This window comes from Clostridium sp. (assembly GCF_021372645.1).
Lineage (GTDB): Bacteria > Bacillota > Clostridia > Clostridiales > Clostridiaceae > Clostridium.
Genome location: NZ_JAJFUC010000014.1, coordinates 1 through 20611, shown reverse-complemented (window position 1 = coordinate 20611; position 20611 = coordinate 1). Strand labels below are relative to the sequence as shown.

The following is a 20611-nucleotide window of genomic DNA, read 5'->3' as shown; positions in this document are numbered from 1 at the left end:
GCCAGCGTTCGTCCTGAGCCAGGATCAAACTCTCAATAAAAAGTTTAATCTTAGCTTACTCAAATAAAAATTGCTGGTTTACTTAAATGTACTTATATATTCTGTTCAATTTTCAAAGACCATTTTCTTTCACAACTTTCGTTGTAATTTTTTGTTTTTATTTGTCACACTCAAGCGACATAACTTAGTATATCACTTAGTTTTAATCTTGTCAACAACTTTTTAAGAGATTATTTAAAAACCTTTTTTCAATCGTTTTTAAATTTTCATTAAGTTGTTGATGCATCTTTGCGACGTTTTTTATCTTAACACATAATTTACATTTATTTATATAGTATAACCCTATTAGGTTAACTTAATCTTATATATCTCTATTTATCTACCTTATTCTCAATATTAATTGTTATGACACTCCAGGCACATATTACTTATTATTCATTTGAATAATAAGTAATATGTCATATAATTTCATCGTATTTTATTTTTTTAATACAAATAAGGCTCTAACATACTTTTTTATTGTTAGAGCCTTATTTAAATAATACTAAATCAATAATTATAATATTATTCTTCTATATTATTTATTTCACTGTTATCTTCTACTTCTTCACCCATAACATTATCATCTTGATTTCCTTCAACTAATTGTTTTTCAGAATCATAACTACTCAATATCTTAGCTATAGCAACTACTTTTTCATCTTCATTACTTCTCATTAATGTTACACCCATTGCAGATCTACTTGTGACAGAAATATCAGATACATTAATTCTAATAGCTACCCCCTTAGAATTTATAAGCATTAATTCATCATCAACTTTACATATTGTAGCACCAACAAGTTTTCCTGTCTTATCACTAATCTTATAAGTTATTAATCCTACTCCACCTCTGTTTTGTAGCTTATATGCAGTTATAGGAGTTCTCTTTCCATATCCATTTTCACTTATTACTAATAATTCTTCTCCATCAACAGCAATATCCATACATACTGCTATATCATCATCTTTTAAATTAATAGCTTTAACTCCTGATGCAGTTCTTCCCATAGACCTAACATTTGCTTCATTAAATCTAACAGCATAACCATTTTGAGTTATTACCATAATATTAGCATCTCCATAGGTATTTTTGACTTTTAATAATTCATCTCCATCTTTCAAACTTATTGCAATTAATCCATTCTTCCTTAAATTCTTAAATTCACTTATTGGAGTTTTCTTTACTATACCTTGTTTAGTTCCCATGAATAAGAATCCTTCTTTTTTATCATCTGTTACTGTTAATACTGTTTGAATTTTTTCATCAGCTTCTATTGCTATAAGATTTATTAAATTTGTTCCTTTTGCTTGTCTTCCAGCATCAGGAATTTCATAAGCTCTTAATTTATATACTCTTCCCTTATTAGTAAAGAATAATACATCAGAATGTGTTGATGTTATCATTACATGTTCAACAACATCATCTTCCTTTGTTGTCATAGCTTGAATACCCTTACCACCTCTTCGTTGTGCTGAATAGGTATCTGCTAAAATTCTCTTTACATATCCTGAATTAGTTAATGTTATAACAACATCTTCTTCTTGGATTAAATCTTCTATATCAATTTCGTTTAGAATTTTTTCAATCTTACTTCTTCTTTCATCTGAATACTTAGTTTTTATCTCCATAAGTTCATCTTTAATAACACTGAATAATCTTTCTTCACTAGCTAAAATAGATTTTAAGTATTCTATTTGTTTCATTAATTCATTATACTCATCCTCAATTTTATCTCTTTCCAAACCAGTTAATCTTCTTAATCTCATTTCTAATATAGCTTGACATTGCTTTTCAGAAAAATCAAATCTTTCTATTAAAGTATTTTTAGCTATTTCACTGGTTTTGGAATTTCTTATTATACTTATTACTTCGTCTATATTATCTAATGCTATTTTTAGACCTTCTAATATATGAGCTCTAGCCTCAGCTTTATTTAAATCAAATATAGTTCTTCTTGTTATTACTTCCTTTTGAAATTCTATATAGTTTTCTAATATTTGTTTCAAATTTAAAACTTTTGGCTCATTATTAACTAATGCTAACATAATTACTCCAAATGTATCTTGAAGTTTTGTATGTTTATATAATAGGTTTAATACTATATTAGGATTGGCATCTCGTTTTAGTTCAACTACAATTCTCATACCATCTCTATCTGATTCATCTCTCAAATCAGATATTCCAGTAATCTTTTTATCCTTTACTAAGTCAGCAATATTTTCTATAAGTTTTGCTTTATTTACTTGATATGGTATCTCAGTAACAATTATTTTATGTCTTCCATTTTCCTCTTCAATTTCAGCCTTTGCTCTTACAACGACTTTTCCTCTTCCTGTTTCATATGCTGCTCTTATTCCAGCCTTACCCATTATAGTAGCTCCAGTTGGAAAATCTGGACCTTTAATTTTAGTCATAATATCTAATACTGTTACATCAGGATTATCAATGAGCATTATAGTACCATCTATTATTTCACCCAAATTATGTGGTGGAATATTAGTTGCCATTCCAACAGCAATTCCTGATGAACCATTAACCAAAAGATTTGGATATCTAGCTGGTAATACTACTGGCTCTTGTTCTTCTCCATCAAAATTAGGCATAAAATCAATTGTATTCTTATTAATATCTCTTAACATTTCAACAGCTATTTTATTCATTTTTGATTCTGTATATCTCATTGCAGCCGCTCCATCACCATCAACAGAGCCAAAATTTCCATGACCATCAACTAGCATATATCTCATTGAAAAATCTTGAGCCATTCTTACTAATGCATCATAAACAGAAGTATCTCCATGTGGATGATACTTACCTAAAACGTCTCCGACTATTCTTGCACATTTCCTATATCCCTTTTCCGGATATAATCCTAGTTCTTGCATAGAAAAGAGTATTCTTCTATGTACTGGTTTTAAACCATCTCTTACATCTGGCAATGCACGCCCAACTATGACACTCATTGCATAGTCTATATAACACTTCTTCATTTCATTTTTAATATCTACAGATAGAACTTTTCCTTCATTAAAATCCATGTATTTCACCTCATATTTAGCTTTAAATATCTAAATTGACAACATTTTTAGCATTTTGTTCTATAAAATCTCTTCTTGGTTCAACTTTTTCACCCATTAAAATTGTAAATATTTCATCAGCAAGCATTGCATCATCAATATTTACTTTTAATAATATTCTATTCGCTGGATCCATTGTTGTTTCCCATAATTGATTTGCATTCATTTCACCAAGACCTTTATATCTTTGTATATCAGTAGAATTATCTTTTCCACCAATCTCTTGTAATACTTTTTCTAGTTCCGCATCTGAATAAGTATATATTTCTTTTTTACCTTTGCTAACCTTAAATAATGGAGGTTGTGCAATATACACATGCCCGTCTTCTATTAGTTCTTTCATGTATCTATAAAAGAATGTTAACAATAATGTTCTTATGTGAGCACCATCAACATCGGCATCTGTCATAAGTATAATTCTATTATATCTAAGCTTTTCAACATCAAAATCTTTTCCTATTCCTCCACCAAATGCAGTAATCATATTTCTTATTGAATCTGAATTTAATATTCTATCTAATCTTTGTTTTTCAACATTTAGTATTTTACCTCTTAATGGTAAGATAGCCTGGAATTGTCTGTTTCTTCCCTGTTTTGCAGATCCACCCGCTGAATCCCCTTCGACTATATAAATTTCACATTCTTTAGGATCCTTTGAAGAACAATCTGCTAATTTCCCAGGTAATGCAGATCTCTCTAATACTGATTTTCTTGTTAATTCTCTTGCTTTTTTAGCTGCATCTCTAGCTCTAGCTGCCATTAAAGCCTTGTCTATTATTATCTTACCTACATTAGGATTTTCTTCTAGGAACATACCTACATTTTCACCAACAACTGAATCAACAATTCCTCGAACCTCACTATTTCCTAACTTTGTCTTAGTTTGCCCTTCAAACTGTGGTTCCTCAATCTTAACAGATATTACAGCTGTAAGGCCTTCTCTTACATCATCACCTGTAAAATTTTTATCATTTTCTTTTATATATCCAAATCTCTTAGCATAATCATTGAGTACTCTAGTTAATGCTGTTTTAAATCCAACTAAGTGAGTTCCACCCTCAACTGTATCTATATTATTTGCAAATGAAAAAATATTTTCCGTATATCCATCATTATACTGCAATGCTATTTCAACAGATATGTTGTCTTTTATCCCCTCTACATACATTGGCTCTTCATGAAGAGATACTTTATTTCTATTTAAGTAACTAACAAATGATTTAATTCCACCTTCATAGTGAAATATTTCTTCTTTTTCTGTTCTCTTATCTACTAACTTTATATAAATACCTTTGTTTAAAAAGGCTAACTCTCTCAACCTTTGAGCTAAAATTTCAAAATCAAATACTAAATCTTCAAATATTTCTGAATCTGGCTTAAAGTATACCGTTGTACCAGTTTCATCACTATCACCGATTTTTTTTAGATCTTCAACTATCTTACCTCTTCTATACTCTTGTTTCCAAATATGACCTTCTCTTTTTACTGTAACAGCACACTCTTCTGAAAGAGCATTAACTACAGATGCACCAACTCCATGTAATCCACCTGAAACTTTATATCCTCCGCCGCCAAATTTACCTCCAGCATGTAATATTGTCATTATAACTTCAACACTTGATTTTCCCATTTTAGCATTTATTCCTACTGGAATACCTCTACCATCATCACTTACTGTAATTGAATTATCCTCATTAATATAAACTTCTATTTTATTACAATAACCAGCTAATGCTTCATCGATGCTGTTATCAACTATTTCATAAACTAAATGATGAAGACCTCTTGAACTTGTACTTCCGATATACATACCAGGTCTTTTTCTTACTGCTTCTAATCCCTCAAGAACTTGTATCTGATTTTCATCATATTCTCTATTATTTTGTTCCAAATCAGAATCCTCCTAAACTTAATAAATATTAAAATTATTAACCCTTTAAAAATTAAGAACTATAATCCATATCAGTTCTTTTTGTTAATGTCGTCGATGATATTGGTGAAAGATATATCTTACTTTTATTATTAACTTCTGCTATGATAAAAGACTTAGGTTGTTCCTCTGTAATTCTTTGAACAAATCCATCTTCTTCTGCCAATCTTAAAAATTGTATTGTATCAGAACTATACATTGTATTTTGTAAATCGAATATTCCAATAATGTCTTTAATAGGAACTACAACATTTTCACCCAAATGTAAAAACACTAAATATTCCTCCTTCAATTTAAAATTTGCCCATTCGATACATTAAATATCTTAGCCTTATTATCTAAATAATCTCCTAAATCATCAATTCCAGTACATGTTATTACTGTCTGTATATTGTTTATTTTACTCAATATATATCTTTTTCTATTTACATCAAGTTCTGAAAGAACATCATCTAATAATAAAACAGGATATTCTCCGGTAATTTCTTTAATAATTTTTAGAGATGAAAACTTCATAGTTAAAATTGCTGTCCGCTGCTGTCCTTGAGAACCAAATATTTTAGCATCTATATCATTTATAAAAACATTAAAATCATCCCTATGAGGTCCTACTGAAGTTAATCCTCTTTCTCTATCTCTCAAAATATTATCTTGCAATTTTTTTAAATAATTATTTTTAAAATCATCTAAATTAACAGTACAATTATATTTAAACTCAATTTTCTCTTTACCATATGTTATTTCATTGTGGATCCTACTACCATAAAAGTTTATCTTATCTATATATTCTAACCTTTTTGAGATAATATAATCAGCATATTCAATTAATTGTATATCATAGACTTCTAAAACATCTATATTGAATTTTTTACTCTTTAATAAAATGTTTCTTTCGTTAAGAATCTTATTATACTGAACCAAGTTAAAGTAATATTTTGAATTTATTTGAGACAACTCCATATCTAGCAATCTTCTTCTTAGATTAGGAGCTTCCTTTATAATTTTTAAGTCTTCTGGTGAAAACATAACAACATTAAACGTTCCAAACAATTCACCTATTTTATTTACTTTAATATTGTTTACTTTAATAGCCTTTTTACCATCCCTAAGAATATTTATATCAATCTTCTTATCAAGTCTATCTTTGCCAACAAGTAAACTTATGTAAGCCTTATCCTTTTTCCAATTTATTAATTCTTTGTCTTTTGAAGTTCTATGAGACTTCGCAAAAGCTCCATAGTAAATTGATTCCAGAATATTAGTTTTCCCCTGAGCATTATCTCCTATGAATACATTGACATTTTTTTTAAATTCAATTTTTAAATTCTCATAACTTCTATAATTAATTAAAATAATATTTTTAACATACATAAAAAATACACCTATAATAATTATAACATAGTTATTATATAACAGTTTGTTTTATTACTTAATAACTACGTTATACTATTTCAAAATCTGAATCTTCGAAACTTACAATATCTCCAACTTTTAATTTTTTTCCTCGTTGAATGCAAATTTCATTATTAACTTTTACTAATCCATCTTGTATATAAAGTTTAGCTTCTGATCCTGAACTAACAATGGCTGCCCACTTTAAAAAAGCATCCAATTTTATAATTTCAGTATTAATTTTTATTTTATTCATTTTATTGTATAAATATTAAGTTTAATATTTATCCTCCTATCTCATTAATCTTACTGGTAAAACTAAATACTTAGCATTTTCATTATTTTTTTCTTCAATTACGCATGGGCTTATTCCCGAGGTCATTTTCATAATAACTTCATCAGACTCCACATTTTTCAGTACATCTAACAAATATTTTGAATTAAATGCAATTTGTATATATTCACCTTGCAATTTTATCGAAATTTCTTCTCTTACTTTTCCCAATTGAGAATTAGATGTTATTATTAAATTATCTTGTTGCAAATCTAATTTTATTAAATTAGTATTTCCGTCTTTAGCCATTAAAGATGCTCTTTGTATAGCATTTTGCAATTCTTGTCTATTAATATTAACAAATAATTTATGTTCCTGTGGCAATAATGAATTATAATTTATAAATTTACCCTCTAGTAATCTAGATATTATCTTTGTTTTTTCTAAATTAAATAATATATGATTATTAGTAAATGTTATGTCTACAATATCATCAGCATCTTCTAGTATTTTAGATACTTCATTTAAAGTTTTACCTGGTATAACAACTTCCATATTAATATCAGTATCTAAAAATTCACTTCTAATAGCTAATCGATATCCATCAAGGGCAACTAAATTTAAATTTTTATTTTTCACTTCAAATAATATACCTTGGAGAATTGGTCTAGTTTCATCTTGAGCAATTGCAAAAGACGTTCCTTTAATCATATTTTTTAATATATTTTGATTTACTGATATGGTTAAGTTTTCATTAATTTTAGGTAACTCTGGGAATTCATTTGTATTCATATAAACTACATCAAATACAGATTTTTCACAAGTTATTTTTATCAATTGATTTTCAATAGTTTCTATTTTAATAGTTGAGTTAGGTAATTTTCTTATTATTTCTCCAAAGATTTTAGCATCAATAACAATACTTCCTTCTTCTATAATGGTAGCATCGACAAATGTTTGAATACTAACATCCATATCTGATCCTATAAGTGTCAATATTGATTTATTTGCATTTATATATATTCCTTCAAGTATAGGCATAGTCGATTTACCAGTTATAGCTTTTTGAACTATTGATATACCTTCTAATATTTTTTGTTTTTCACATGTAAAGATCATTTAAAACCCTCCTTATTTGTTAACAGGAACTTAAAGACAATAATAAAGATAGATAAATATTTTTTAGTAATAGTAGTAGTAGGGGCTGTTGATTTGTTGATAACTATCTCGAAGTAAGTAATATCAACAAAATTATATACAAAATTGTTGTTGATAAGTAAGTAACAAATTAAACAAGTTATCCACATTATTCAATACTTTATTACTTTAAAAATATTATCCACAGGTTATTATGTACTTATTATATACAGTTGTGGACTAACTTTGAGTTAACTTTTTAGTAATATCATTAACAGTATGTTGCAAGGAATCATCAATTTTTAGATTTTCAGATATTTTCTCATAAGCATGTATAACAGTAGTATGGTCCCTTCCACCAAACTCTTCTCCAATTTTAGGTAAGGACATATCTGTTAGTTTTCTACTTAAATACATTGCAATTTGCCTTGGATAAACAACATTTCTAGTTCTTCTTTGAGACTTTAAATCTTCGATACGTAAATTAAAGTAACTAGAAACTACATCTTGTATAATATGAATAGTAATATATTTTCCTTGTTTTTTAGATATGATATCCTTTAATGCTTCTGTAGCTAAATCTACAGTAACTTCTCGATTAGTTAGCGAAGAATAAGCAATTATCCTTATTAAAGCCCCCTCAAGTTCTCTTATATTAGATTTAATTTTAGTAGCAATATATCCCATGACTTCATTTGCTACATTTAAGTTTTCAACATCAGCCTTCTTTTTTAGAATAGCCATCCTAGTTTCAAAATCAGGAACTTGAATATCTGCAATTAGTCCCCATTCAAATCTAGAACGTAATCTATCTTCTAATGTTGGAATTTCCTTTGGTGGTCGATCGGATGATAATATAATTTGTTTATTTGCATCATGTAGTGCATTAAATGTATGGAAGAATTCTTCTTGGGTACGTTCTTTTCCAGCAATGAATTGTATATCATCTATAAGTAAGATATCTACATTTCTATATTTATTTCTGAATTCTTCATTTTTATCATCCTTAATTGCATTAATTAATTCATTAGTGAATTTTTCAGAGGAAACATATACTACTTTGGCATTGGGATTACTAGCTAAAATATAATGACCTATGGCATGCATTAAGTGAGTTTTTCCAAGTCCAACGCCACCATATATGAATAGAGGATTATAGGCTTTAGCAGGTGACTCTGCAACAGCTAATGATGCAGCATGAGCAAATCTGTTACTGTTGCCTATTACAAAAGATTTAAATGTATATTTGGGATTTAATGTTGAAGACATTTCATCATTAACGATAATTGATTTTGATATTTCAGGAGCATTACTTTCATCTTTATCATAATTATCTGACATTATAATGAATTCAATCTTATATAGTTTTGAGCAGACTGCTTTTATAGAATTAACAACTAAATCTTTATAGCGTTTATCTAAAATATCTTGAGTAAAGGAATTCGGAACGCTTATCTTTATAGTATCAGAAGAGATAGACATAGGTTCGCAGCTTTTAATCCAAGTGTTAAAGCTAACTTCACTTAGCTCACTTTTTATAATATCTAGGGTTTTAGCCCACAAATTTTTAAGATCGGCATCCATTCTTATTCCTCCAATATTTTAATAAAAAAAAATTTTATGATATTATGTACAGTTTATCAACAGAAATATTAACATTTGTATATTATAGCCATGCATGTATATAAATATATCAACATGTTAATAATTATGTGTATATATTAATTTGGTATAAATTCAATAACAATTTACAAAAAAAGTTATAAACATATACTAAATATAGTATAAGTGTGGTATATGATATGTAGCAATAGCAGAAAATAAACAACTTATCCACATACTTGTCAACATATGTGGATAAGTATTAATATTAATAAGTTATTCACAACATAATACTTATGATAACATAAGTAAATATTGATATTCAATAAGTTATCCACAAAAAAATATATATAAATATATTTATCAACAATTATTACCACCTTGACAGAAAATTATTATGTATATATAATAAGTAAAGTAAAATTTAAAATCATAAAGTATAGTTTTTACTATAAATAATCAATTTAAGGGGGTGCATGTGTAATGTTCATGACTTATCAACCTAAAAAGAGAACAAGAAAAAAGGAACATGGCTTCAGAAAGAGAATGAGTACTTCAGCAGGAAGAAATATTCTTAGAAACAGAAGACAAAAAGGAAGAAAAAAATTAACAGCTTAAGGGCCGCATTAAGTGGCCTTTTTTCTGCAATGCAGGGAAAAAAGGAGTATAAAAATATCTATGATTTATAGATTAAAGAAAAATTTTGAATTTTCATTTGTATATAGAAGAGGAAAGTCATTTGCAAATGACTTTCTAGTTATGTACATATTAAGGAATAAAAAAAATAAAGATAAGAAATTTAATCTTTATAATAAACTAGGTGTTTCTGTAAGTAAGAAAGTAGGAAATAGTGTTGTTAGAAGTAGATGCAAAAGATTAATAAGTGAAAGCTTTAGGTTAAATTATAATTCTATAATAAAAGGATATGATTTTGTTTTTATAGCAAGAAATCCTATCAAAGATAAAAGCTACTTTGAAGTAGAAAAATCTATGAAGAATTTAATTAAGAAGGCAGGCTTATATAATAATGAAGAAACTACTAATAAGTCTAATTAAATTTTATAGAAAAGGTATTTCACCTGGAAGACTTTCATGCTGTAGATTTACGCCAACTTGTTCACAATATGCTCTAGATGCTATAAATCAATATGGAGCGTTTAAAGGTAGTTTAATGGCGATTTACAGAATATTAAGATGTAATCCTTTTTGCAAGGGTGGATATGATCCAGTAAGGTAAGGTATAGGAGGTATGTATTTTAATGTTTCAAAGTATAATTGACTTTATGGCTGATATATTTAACTATTTCTATATTTTTATGCATGATAGTATAGGAATATCAGATAAAGGATTAGCGTATGTTTTAGCTATATTTGCATTTACAGTAGTTATAAGAGTACTGATATTGCCATTTAATATTAAGGCTGCAAAATCAACTCAAGGAATGCAAAAGATTCAACCAGAAGTTAAGAAGCTTCAGGAAAAGTATAAAGATGATCCACAAAAATTAAATGCAGAAACAATGAAGTTATATAAGGAAAAGAATGTTAGCATGACAGGGGGATGTCTTCCATCATTATTACCATTACCGATATTAATGGCTCTTTATTGGGTATTTATGGGTATAAAGGGGATAGACGGATCTTCATTTTTATGGATTAAAGATTTAGCAGCTCCTGACAAGTTATTCATATTGCCAGTTCTAGCTGCATTATCGACTTATGTACCGTCATATTTAATGACTAAAGCTACGCCATCACAACCTGGTGGAATGAATATGGGAACTATGAATTTAATGATGGCAGGAATGATGGGATTTATGTCATTAAATTTTAAATCAATATTGGTTTTATATTGGATAATGGGTAATTTAATTCAAGGTATACAAACTTATTTCTTAAATTATAAACCTGCAATGAAAGAAATTAATTCTAGAAAAGAAAAAGAAGTTCAAGCAGATACAGAAAAGTTTGTGATGGCAGTTGAAGAACCTAAAAATTTATCTAGTAAAAAGAGAAAAAAGAATAAATAAAAAAAGTGATTTAAGTTTGCTTTGATATTAGAGGTGGTGAATTAACAGATGAAATCAATAGAAGTAGAAGGAAAAACTGTTGAAGAAGCCTTAAATAAAGCTTTAATTGAATTGGGTACAGATAAGAACATGGTGAATGTTGAAATTTTGAATCATGGTTCAAAGGGTTTATTTAATGTTATAGGAGTTAAGCCAGCTAAAATTAGGGTTTCTAATAAATATAATTATATTGAGGAAGCACGAGTTTTTATAGCAAATATACTTAATTGTATGGAAATAGAGGCCAAGATAGATTTTAAAGAAGAGAATGATGTTCTTAGAATCAACTTATCAGGAGAAAAAATGGGTATGATAATTGGTTACAGAGGAGAGACATTAGATTCTATACAATATTTAGTTTCATTAGTAGTTAATAAGGTACATGAACTTCCTCATAAAAAAGTTATATTAGATACTGAAAACTATAGGAGCAAAAGAGAGGAAACTCTTAATGGTGTTGCTATTAAGACAGCTAATAAGGTTAAAAAGACACGAAAAGTATTTAAGTTAGAACCAATGAATCCGTATGAGAGAAGGATTATTCATTCTGCACTTCAAGGGCATGCTTTTGTTAATACATATAGTGAAGGCGATGAACCATTCAGAAGAGTAGTTGTTGAATTAAAAAAAGATTTGTAGAAGAAAGCCTGAGGGCTTTCTTTTTAAATTTATAATTAAATTTTATAAATTTAAAAAGAAAAATTTGTTTAATATAACTTTGACTAATTAAATTTTGTTATGTAAAATTGATATTAGTTTAAAATTGATATTAATAAGAAAAAAATTCTTCTTTATAAAGGAGGACAATAAATGAAAGAATTTGATACTATCTGTGCTATAGCCACACCTATTGGAGAAGGCGGAGTTGCTATAATTAGAATTTCAGGGGAAAATGCTTTAAATATTGCTAGTGAGATATTTACATCTAAAAATAATTATAATGTTAAAAGTATGCAAACATATACTATGAAGTACGGAAATGTGGTAGATGTAGAAAATAAAGAAATAATTGATGAAGTTATTTTGAGCTATATGAAGGCACCTAACAGTTATACTGGAGAGAATGTAGTTGAAGTTAACTGCCATGGTGGAGTTGTATCAACTAATAGTGTGTTAAATCAAATTATAAGAGCTGGAGCAAGGCTTGCAGAGCCAGGAGAATTTACAAAGAGGGCATTTTTAAATGGTAGAGTAGATTTAAGTCAAGCAGAAGCAGTTATGGATATAATTACAGCAAAGACTGAATTATCAATGAAATCAGCAATGTTGCAAAGTAATGGAGCACTTTCAAGAGAAATAGCAGAATTAAGAAAATATTTGTTAAATGTATTAGCACTAATTGAATATTCAGTTGATTTTACAGAAGATGATGAGGATATTATTGATGACAACTTAATTCTTCAAATTAAAGGGGGTATTGATAAAACAATTTTAAAAATAAATGACTTATTATCAAATGCTGATGAAGGAAAGATTATAAGAGATGGTCTTAATATAGTTATCGTTGGTAAACCCAATGTAGGAAAATCATCATTGCTTAATGCCTTACTAAAAGAAAAAAGGGCAATAGTGACAGATGTTCCTGGAACAACGAGGGATGTGATTGAAGAATATATAAATCTTGATGGAATACCTATTAGAATAACTGATACTGCAGGAATAAGAGATACAGAAGATATAGTAGAAAAAATGGGTGTAGAGAAATCGAAAGAAAAGATTGAAGAAGCAGATTTAATAATATTAATGCTTGATACATCTAGAGATATAGATGATAATGATAAAATTATAATTGATAAAATTAAAGATAAAAAATACATAGTATTATTAAATAAGATAGATTTGGATATGAAGATATCACAAGATGTAATAAATAATTTTAATAATAAAATAGATATATCAGCAAAGACTGGAAAAGGGATTGATGATTTAAAAACAGAAATTAAGAATTTATTCTTTAATGGAGAAATAAATTCAGAAAGTTTAATAATTTCAAATACAAGGCATAAACAGGCATTATATAGAGCACTAGAAAATTGTGACACAGCTTTAAGTAGGATTAATGTTAATGAATATCTTGATTTGATATCAATTTATATAACAGCAGCTATGAAGGCATTAGGTGAAATAACAGGTGATGAATTGGAAGAAGATTTATTAAATAAAATTTTCAGTGAATTTTGTGTAGGAAAGTAGGTAAAAGCAATGGCAGTAAATTATGATGGTGGTCAATTTGATGTAATAGTTGTTGGAGCTGGTCATGCAGGGTGTGAAGCTGCACTAGCTTCAGCAAGATTAGGACTCAATACTTTAGTATGTACTATAAATTTAGATTCAATAGCACTAATGCCTTGCAATCCCAATATAGGTGGCACTGCAAAGGGGCATTTAGTTAGAGAAATTGATGCACTTGGTGGAGAGATGGGAATTAACATTGATAATACATTTATTCAATCAAGAATGTTAAATACGTCAAAAGGACCAGCAGTTCATTCATTAAGAGCTCAAGCAGATAAAAGGGATTACCAGTTTAGAATGAAAAGAGTTTTAGAAGAACAAGAGAATCTTAAAATAAGGCAAATTGAAGTTACAGAACTTAATGTTGAAGGTGGAAAAGTAACAGGTGTAGTTACTAAAAATGGTGCTATTTTTAAGTGTAAAGCAGTAGTGCTTGCAACAGGTACATATTTAAAAGGGAAAATTATTATTGGGGAGGTATCCTATAGTGGAGGCCCTAATGGACTATTTCCAGCAAATGACTTGTCTCAATCATTATTAAACTTAGAAATTACATTAAGAAGATTTAAAACAGGGACTCCAGCTAGAATAAATAGAAAATCTGTGGATTTTTCGAAAATGATAGAACAAAATGGTGATGATAAAATAGTACCTTTTTCATTTATGAATGAAAAATTAGAAAAAGAACAAGTGGCTTGTTATTTAACTTATACAAACGAAGAAACGCGTAAAATAATTCGAGAAAATATAGATAGATCACCAATTTATAATGGAAGTATAAAAGGAATAGGACCTAGATATTGCCCATCTGTAGAAGATAAAATAATGAGATTTCCAGATAAGCCTCAGCATCAAATATTCATTGAACCAGAAGGAATTGATACCTTAGAGATGTATGTAGGGGGATTTTCTTCATCATTACCTGAAGAAGTTCAAATTAAGATGCTTAAAACTTTACCTGGACTTGAGAATGTTGAAATGATGAGAACTGCATATGCAATTGAATATGATTCAATTGATCCTACTCAATTAAAGCCTACGCTAGAATTTAAAGCTATTGAAGGTTTATATGGAGCGGGTCAACTTAATGGGAGTTCTGGATATGAAGAAGCAGGGGCACAAGGATTAATTGCTGGATTAAATGCTGGATTAAAAATTAAAAATGAAGAACCATTAATATTAACTCGTTCAGATGCCTACATAGGAGTTCTTATAGATGATTTAGTTACTAAGGGAACTAATGAACCATATAGAATGATGACATCAAGAGCAGAATACAGATTGCTATTAAGGCAAGATAATGCTGACTTTAGATTAACTGATATAGGGCATAGAGTTGGATTAGTTACAGAAGAAAGATATAGTAGATTTTTAATAAGAAAGAAAAATATTGAAAATGAAATAGAGAGATTAAAAAAATTAAAGGTAACAAACAAGAAGGAAGTTAATGAATTTTTACTTTCATTAAATTCAGTTGAATTAAGAAAGCCTATTAGTTTTTATGAATTAATGCAAAGACCAGAATTAAATTACTTTGAATTAGCACAATTAGATACTGAAAGACCTGATTTACCTAATGATGTTGGTGAACAAATTAATATACTGACAAAATATGAAGGATATATTCAAAGTCAACTTGAACAAGTTGCTCAATTTAAAAAGTTTGAAAAGAAGTTGTTGCCTATGGATATTAATTATAAGGATATATATGGATTAAGAACAGAGGCTGAACAAAAGCTAAATAATATTAAACCAGTAAGTGTAGGGCAGGCATCACGTATTTCAGGCGTATCTCCAGCAGATATTTCAGTTCTATTAATTTATCTTGAACATCATTATAATAAATAATATTAATTATTAATGGAGGACTTATGGATTTTTATGATTTAATGTCAAAATCAACAGAGGATGTTGGCTTACAATTATCAAAGGAACAATATGAAAAATTTATAATTTATATGAAACTTCTTCAAGAATGGAATGAAAAGATAAATTTAACAGCTATAGTAGAAGATGAAGAAGTAATTAAAAAGCATTTCATAGATTGTATAAAAGCATTTAAAAGAGAAGAATTAAAAAATGCTAAAACATTAATAGATGTCGGGACAGGTGCAGGATTTCCAGGGTTACCAATTGCTATTATGAAAGAAAACTTAAATGTTACATTGTTGGATTCTTTAAATAAGAGAATTAACTTTTTAAATACTGTTATAAATGCGCTAGGACTATCTAATGTAACTACAATTCATTCCAGAGCAGAAGATGGTGCAAGGGACCGTAAATTACGAGAGCAGTTTGATATAGCAACATCTAGAGCTGTTGCTAATATGAGTGTATTATCTGAATTATGTTTACCATATGTAAAAATTGGTGGCAATTTTATTGCATTAAAAGGACCCTCAGTTGATCAAGAAATTAAAGAGAGTGTAGGTGCAATTAAAATTCTTGGTGGGGAATTGATAGATATATGTGAAGTTAATATTGAGGATACAGAATTAAGACATAATTTGGTTGTTGTAAAGAAAATAGGAATATGCTCTAAGGTATATCCAAGAAAAGCAGGATCAATAACTAAAAACCCACTTTAACCATATGTAAAATAGTGTGAATAGTATTTGAATGAATTCATTATAGAACAAAAAATAAAAAGGGAAAATATAGTTGTAATAGAATAAAAGTAAGTAGTATAAAGTGAATGTACCATAGTATTTTAATAAGGGATGGATTGGAAACATGAATAATGAAATAGTAAAAATCAATACAGACAAAGTGATTCCAAATATTTATCAACCACGTAAATATTTTAATGAAGGAGCAATTGAAGAATTATCACAATCAATTAAACAACATGGAATAATTCAACCACTTACAGTAAGAAAGATAGGGGAAGTTTTTGAGTTAGTGGCAGGAGAAAGAAGACTTAGAGCTGCTAAATTAGCTAACCTAGAAGCAGTTCCGTGTAATGTTATTGATATAACAGATTCTGAATCAGCTCAAATAGCTTTATTAGAAAATCTACAAAGAGAAGATTTAAATTATATTGAAGAAGCAGAAGCATATTATAATTTGATTGAAGATCATAATTTTACACAAGATGAATTGGCAAAAAAGATAGGAAAAAAACAATCTACGATTGCTAATAAATTAAGATTATTAAAATTAAGTCCCGAAGTTAGAGAAATATGTTTAAAGAATAAATTAACAGAAAGACATTCAAGAGCATTGCTTACTATTCCAAAGAAAGAATTGCAATTAGTAATAGTTCAAAAAGTAATAAAATATGGATTAAATGTAAATAAAACAGAAGAACTTATTAATAGAGAATTACTTAAACTAGCAGGCGAAGAACTAAAGAATAAGGGAAAAAGAAATATAAAAAGTGTTTTACCTGCAAAGTTATATGTAAATACAATTAAACAAGTATTACAAAAATTTGATATACCAGCTGAATATACTTATAAAGATGAAGATGAATTTATAGAAGTAACAGTTAAAATTCCAAAAGTAAAGAAATAAAATTGAATAATAGCTTAAAGTAGTGGAAATTAAGGTTACAATAATGTAGCCTTAATTTTAATTATGCGTAAAACTATGGAATAATTAGACTGTGAGTAACTTAAAAAAATGCTTATTTACAATTTAATAATACCTTTTACATTAGATAATAAAAACTAATTTCAAAAATGTATTTTTTTATAAGATAAATTTTATACTAATTATGTTTTTTAGAACATAATTCTTTTATTATATTACAAAAGTATATATAATATTAATATGGGAAAGGGGGGACGTTCATATTATGAAAACAATTTGTATTTTTAATCAAAAGGGCGGCGTTGGAAAAACAACTACTAATATAAATTTATGTGCGTATTTAGCAATGGAAGGTTATAAAGTTTTAACCATAGACATAGATCCTCAAGGAAATACAACAAGTGGATTAGGATTAGATAAGAATAATTTAGATTTATCTATTTATGATGTTTTAATTTCTGATACTCCTATGAAGGAGTCAATATTAAGAAGTGATTTAGTTCAAAAATTATTTATATCACCTTCAACTATGGAACTTGCAGGAGCTGAGGTAGAGCTTATAAATAGAAAGAACAGAGAAAATATAATAAAAGACAAATTAAAAGAAGTTGAAAATGAATATGATTATGTATTTATCGACTGTCCACCATCTTTAGGTGTATTAACCATAAATGCACTGACTTGTGCAGATTCAGTTTTGATTCCAATTCAATGTGAATTTTATGCGCTAGAAGGTGTTAGTCAATTAATTAATACAATACAATTAGTAAAAAAATCACTTAATAAAAACTTAGATATTGAAGGCGTAGTAATGACTATGTTTGATTATAGAACAAATCTTAGTAACGAAGTTTTAAAAGAGGTTCAGAAGTATTTTAAGGATAAAGTTTACAAAACAACAATTCCAAGAAATGTAAGGCTAGCTGAGGCACCAAGTTTAGGATTACCAATTATGTTATATGATGAGAAATGTAAAGGTGCAGAAGCCTACGTAAAATTAACTAAAGAATTTTTGAAAAGGCAGTAGGTGATAAAATGGCAAAAAAATTTACTTTAGGAAAAGGATTGAGTGCACTTATACCTGAAGAAACTGAAGGGCTTAGAGATGAAGATAATAAAATATTGATTTCATTGAATAAAATTAAAAGTGATGAAGAACAACCAAGAAAATTATTTGATTCAGAGAAAATAGCTGAATTAGCAGAATCTATAAAAACTTATGGTATAATTCAACCTTTGATTTTAAGGAAACATATGGAGGATCAATATATTATAGTAGCTGGAGAAAGAAGATGGAGAGCTGCTAAAATTGCTGGACTAAAAGAAATACCTGCGATAATAATGGAATTAAGTGATAGGGATATATTAGAAATTTCATTGATTGAAAATATTCAAAGGCAAGATTTAAATCCAATTGAAGAAGCTTTAGCTTATAGAAAGTTATTAAATGATTTTAAGATTACACAAGAAGAATTAAGCAAAAGAATTGGAAAATCAAGAGTAGCAATTGCTAATACAATGAGGTTAATGAACTTAGATGATAGAGTTCAACAATACATAATTGAGAGTATTATTTCAGAAGGACATGGTAGAGTGCTTCTTGCTATTAATGATAAACAAAAACAATATGAATTAGCACAACAAATAATTGATGAAAAGTTATCGGTTAGAGAATTGGAAAGATTGATAAAGAGGTTTAGTGAGGAAGAGGAAAAGGAAAAGATCATTTCAAGTAGTGATGATTTAAATCCATATTATAAGGAAATAAAGAATCAACTTGAAAACTATTTTGGAACAAAGGTAAATGTTTCAAACAAAAAGAATAAGGGAAAAATAGAAATTGAATATTATTCAGAAGAGGATTTACAAAGGATATTAGATATTATTAATATATAATGTTTCACGTGAAACAATTATGAAAGGAATGACAAGGGATTGGATATACTAATTAATACAATCAATGAGCTAATACCATATTTAATAGTTGGAATGATAATAATAATTATATTATTATTTATAATGGTAATAGTCTTATTTAAAGCAGTAGGAAGAGTTGAAAATAGATATAAAAAGTTAATGAGAGGAACTTCTAATAAGAATTTAGAGGAAGTGCTACTAGAAAGATTAAATAGTATTGAAGAGGCTAAAGAAACTTCTGAAAAAGCATTAAAGGAATGTGAAAGATTAGAAATAAAATTAAAAGATTGCATTCAAAAAGTAGCTATTATGAGATATAAAGCTTTTGAAAATGTAGGAAGTGATCTAAGTTTTTCCATAGTTATGTTAGATGATAAAAATGATGGTGTGATTTTAACAGGCATATATGGAAGGGAGGAAAGTACAACTTATGCTAAACCAATTGATAAAGGCATATCAAGATACGATCTTTCAGAAGAAGAATTATATGTTTTAAATAAAGCATCAAACAAAGAAAATAAATAAAGATTACATATCAAATAGAGTGCCGTTTTTAGTTTGGCACTCTTTATTTTTTTATTAATAAAAATTAAATTATAAAGTTGATTAATATAAAATTGTTTCACGTGAAACAATTTTAGGCTATTTTGAATAATTACATATTAAAATGGCATTTATCAATTATTTGAATAATAATAAAAGATAGGCATAGTTCAAATTAAATGATACAAATGAAGACTTTATTGAAATAGCACTCCGTAATTTGGTTATAGTTTCTGGATTTAGATTAGGAGCTGTGCTGAGCAATATAGAATTTATACCGTTTTAGCTGATAAGTACAAAATTCAACTCTTAGTATAATTTTTATATATGAGAAAGATTTATACAATAGTAGCTAACTTCTTGATTATTGCTGTAAATTTTAACTGTTGTTGTTTTAAAAGATTACTTTTTTCTTGAAAGTAAGTCTTCATATACATTAGCTTTATGGCTATGGGGTGTGGTCCTTGTCCGTTATAATCGTCTGGTTGTTCATACTCAGCACACTATTTTTTAGCTTTTGTTATAGAATTTTGACTGTATAGTTAAATAGTAGAATTAAGGAATGTAAAGGGAAAAGTCCTTTAGAACTTTTAACTGAGAAATATTACGGAAATTGGATTCATATATTAGGATCTGACTTACGGACAGTTAATAACCAAATAATTACCAAGATTGATTTTAAGAAAAAATTTAATTTGAAAATAATAAAAAACCACTCTTTTCTAGTGTAAAATTGATTTGCGAAGCCAATTTACATAGGAAAGGTGGTTTATTTATGATCAACGATCAAGAATATATTACTACAGAATTAAGAAAAACACTAGAAAAAATGATACCTTTATCTTTAAAAAGATTGAA

19 protein-coding genes are annotated in these 20611 nt (G+C 27.9%); 12 read left to right on the top strand and 7 right to left on the bottom strand.

Annotated elements, in window-relative coordinates; all coding sequences use genetic code 11:
- Window positions 1-564: 564 nt before the first annotated feature.
- The 7 genes from gyrA to dnaA all read right to left on the bottom strand — a co-directional run bounded on the left by gyrA (window position 565) and on the right by dnaA (window position 9437).
- Window positions 565-3081, bottom strand: coding sequence for a DNA gyrase subunit A (gyrA, locus tag LLF98_RS01790; protein ID WP_291700249.1), 2517 nt, complete (start codon window positions 3079-3081; stop codon window positions 565-567).
- 22 nt (window positions 3082-3103) lie between these two features.
- On the bottom strand, window positions 3104-5011 hold the full coding sequence (gene gyrB / locus LLF98_RS01785) for a DNA topoisomerase (ATP-hydrolyzing) subunit B (RefSeq protein WP_291700246.1): 1908 nt from the start codon (window positions 5009-5011) through the stop codon (window positions 3104-3106).
- Window positions 5012-5063: 52 nt separating this feature from the next.
- A complete protein-coding gene (remB, locus tag LLF98_RS01780; RefSeq protein ID WP_291700244.1) occupies window positions 5064-5324 on the bottom strand; it encodes an extracellular matrix regulator RemB in 261 nt (86 codons plus the stop codon).
- 14 nt (window positions 5325-5338) lie between these two features.
- On the bottom strand, window positions 5339-6421 hold the full coding sequence (gene recF, locus LLF98_RS01775; protein ID WP_291700242.1) for a DNA replication/repair protein RecF: 1083 nt from the start codon (window positions 6419-6421) through the stop codon (window positions 5339-5341).
- Window positions 6422-6491: 70 nt separating this feature from the next.
- A complete protein-coding gene (locus tag LLF98_RS01770) occupies window positions 6492-6698 on the bottom strand; it encodes an RNA-binding S4 domain-containing protein (protein WP_291700240.1) in 207 nt (68 codons plus the stop codon).
- A 36-nt stretch (window positions 6699-6734) separates the two neighbouring features.
- Window positions 6735-7835, bottom strand: coding sequence for a DNA polymerase III subunit beta (dnaN, locus tag LLF98_RS01765; RefSeq protein ID WP_291700238.1), 1101 nt, complete (start codon window positions 7833-7835; stop codon window positions 6735-6737).
- A 258-nt stretch (window positions 7836-8093) separates the two neighbouring features.
- Entirely contained in the window at window positions 8094-9437 is a 1344-nt protein-coding gene (dnaA, locus tag LLF98_RS01760) for a chromosomal replication initiator protein DnaA (protein ID WP_291700236.1), read from the bottom strand.
- 501 nt (window positions 9438-9938) lie between these two features.
- Here dnaA and rpmH point away from each other — a divergent pair.
- From rpmH to LLF98_RS01700, 12 genes are all read left to right on the top strand, one after another.
- Entirely contained in the window at window positions 9939-10073 is a 135-nt protein-coding gene (rpmH, locus tag LLF98_RS01755) for a 50S ribosomal protein L34 (protein ID WP_291700234.1), read from the top strand.
- Between the two features lie 60 nt (window positions 10074-10133).
- Window positions 10134-10511: a ribonuclease P protein component gene (gene rnpA / locus LLF98_RS01750; protein ID WP_291700232.1), complete on the top strand. Its 378-nt coding sequence runs from the start codon at window positions 10134-10136 to the stop codon at window positions 10509-10511.
- The gene (yidD, locus tag LLF98_RS01745) at window positions 10483-10692 is read left to right on the top strand and encodes a membrane protein insertion efficiency factor YidD (protein ID WP_291700230.1); all 210 of its coding nucleotides are present in this window, start codon (window positions 10483-10485) and stop codon (window positions 10690-10692) included. Before rnpA ends, yidD begins: the two co-directional genes overlap by 29 nt.
- Window positions 10693-10714: 22 nt before the next feature.
- Window positions 10715-11485, top strand: a complete 771-nt coding sequence (gene yidC, locus LLF98_RS01740; protein WP_291700228.1) for a membrane protein insertase YidC — start codon at window positions 10715-10717, stop codon at window positions 11483-11485.
- A 48-nt stretch (window positions 11486-11533) separates the two neighbouring features.
- Complete coding sequence (jag, locus tag LLF98_RS01735) at window positions 11534-12163, top strand: RNA-binding cell elongation regulator Jag/EloR (RefSeq protein ID WP_291700226.1); 630 nt, start codon at window positions 11534-11536, stop codon at window positions 12161-12163.
- Between the two features lie 171 nt (window positions 12164-12334).
- A complete protein-coding gene (mnmE, locus tag LLF98_RS01730; RefSeq protein WP_291700224.1) occupies window positions 12335-13717 on the top strand; it encodes a tRNA uridine-5-carboxymethylaminomethyl(34) synthesis GTPase MnmE in 1383 nt (460 codons plus the stop codon).
- Between the two features lie 9 nt (window positions 13718-13726).
- Window positions 13727-15607 carry a tRNA uridine-5-carboxymethylaminomethyl(34) synthesis enzyme MnmG gene (gene mnmG, locus LLF98_RS01725; protein WP_291700222.1) on the top strand — a complete coding sequence of 627 codons (1881 nt, stop codon included), beginning with the start codon at window positions 13727-13729 and terminating at the stop codon, window positions 15605-15607.
- 23 nt (window positions 15608-15630) lie between these two features.
- Entirely contained in the window at window positions 15631-16347 is a 717-nt protein-coding gene (gene rsmG, locus LLF98_RS01720) for a 16S rRNA (guanine(527)-N(7))-methyltransferase RsmG (RefSeq protein WP_291700220.1), read from the top strand.
- 145 nt (window positions 16348-16492) lie between these two features.
- Window positions 16493-17275, top strand: coding sequence for a ParB/RepB/Spo0J family partition protein (locus tag LLF98_RS01715; protein ID WP_291700218.1), 783 nt, complete (start codon window positions 16493-16495; stop codon window positions 17273-17275).
- A gap of 283 nt (window positions 17276-17558) precedes the next feature.
- Window positions 17559-18320: an AAA family ATPase gene (locus tag LLF98_RS01710; protein WP_291700216.1), complete on the top strand. Its 762-nt coding sequence runs from the start codon at window positions 17559-17561 to the stop codon at window positions 18318-18320.
- A gap of 8 nt (window positions 18321-18328) precedes the next feature.
- Complete coding sequence (locus LLF98_RS01705) at window positions 18329-19189, top strand: ParB/RepB/Spo0J family partition protein (RefSeq protein WP_291700215.1); 861 nt, start codon at window positions 18329-18331, stop codon at window positions 19187-19189.
- A 39-nt stretch (window positions 19190-19228) separates the two neighbouring features.
- Window positions 19229-19735, top strand: coding sequence for a DUF4446 family protein (locus tag LLF98_RS01700; protein WP_291700214.1), 507 nt, complete (start codon window positions 19229-19231; stop codon window positions 19733-19735).
- The last annotated feature ends 876 nt before the right edge of the window (window positions 19736-20611 follow it).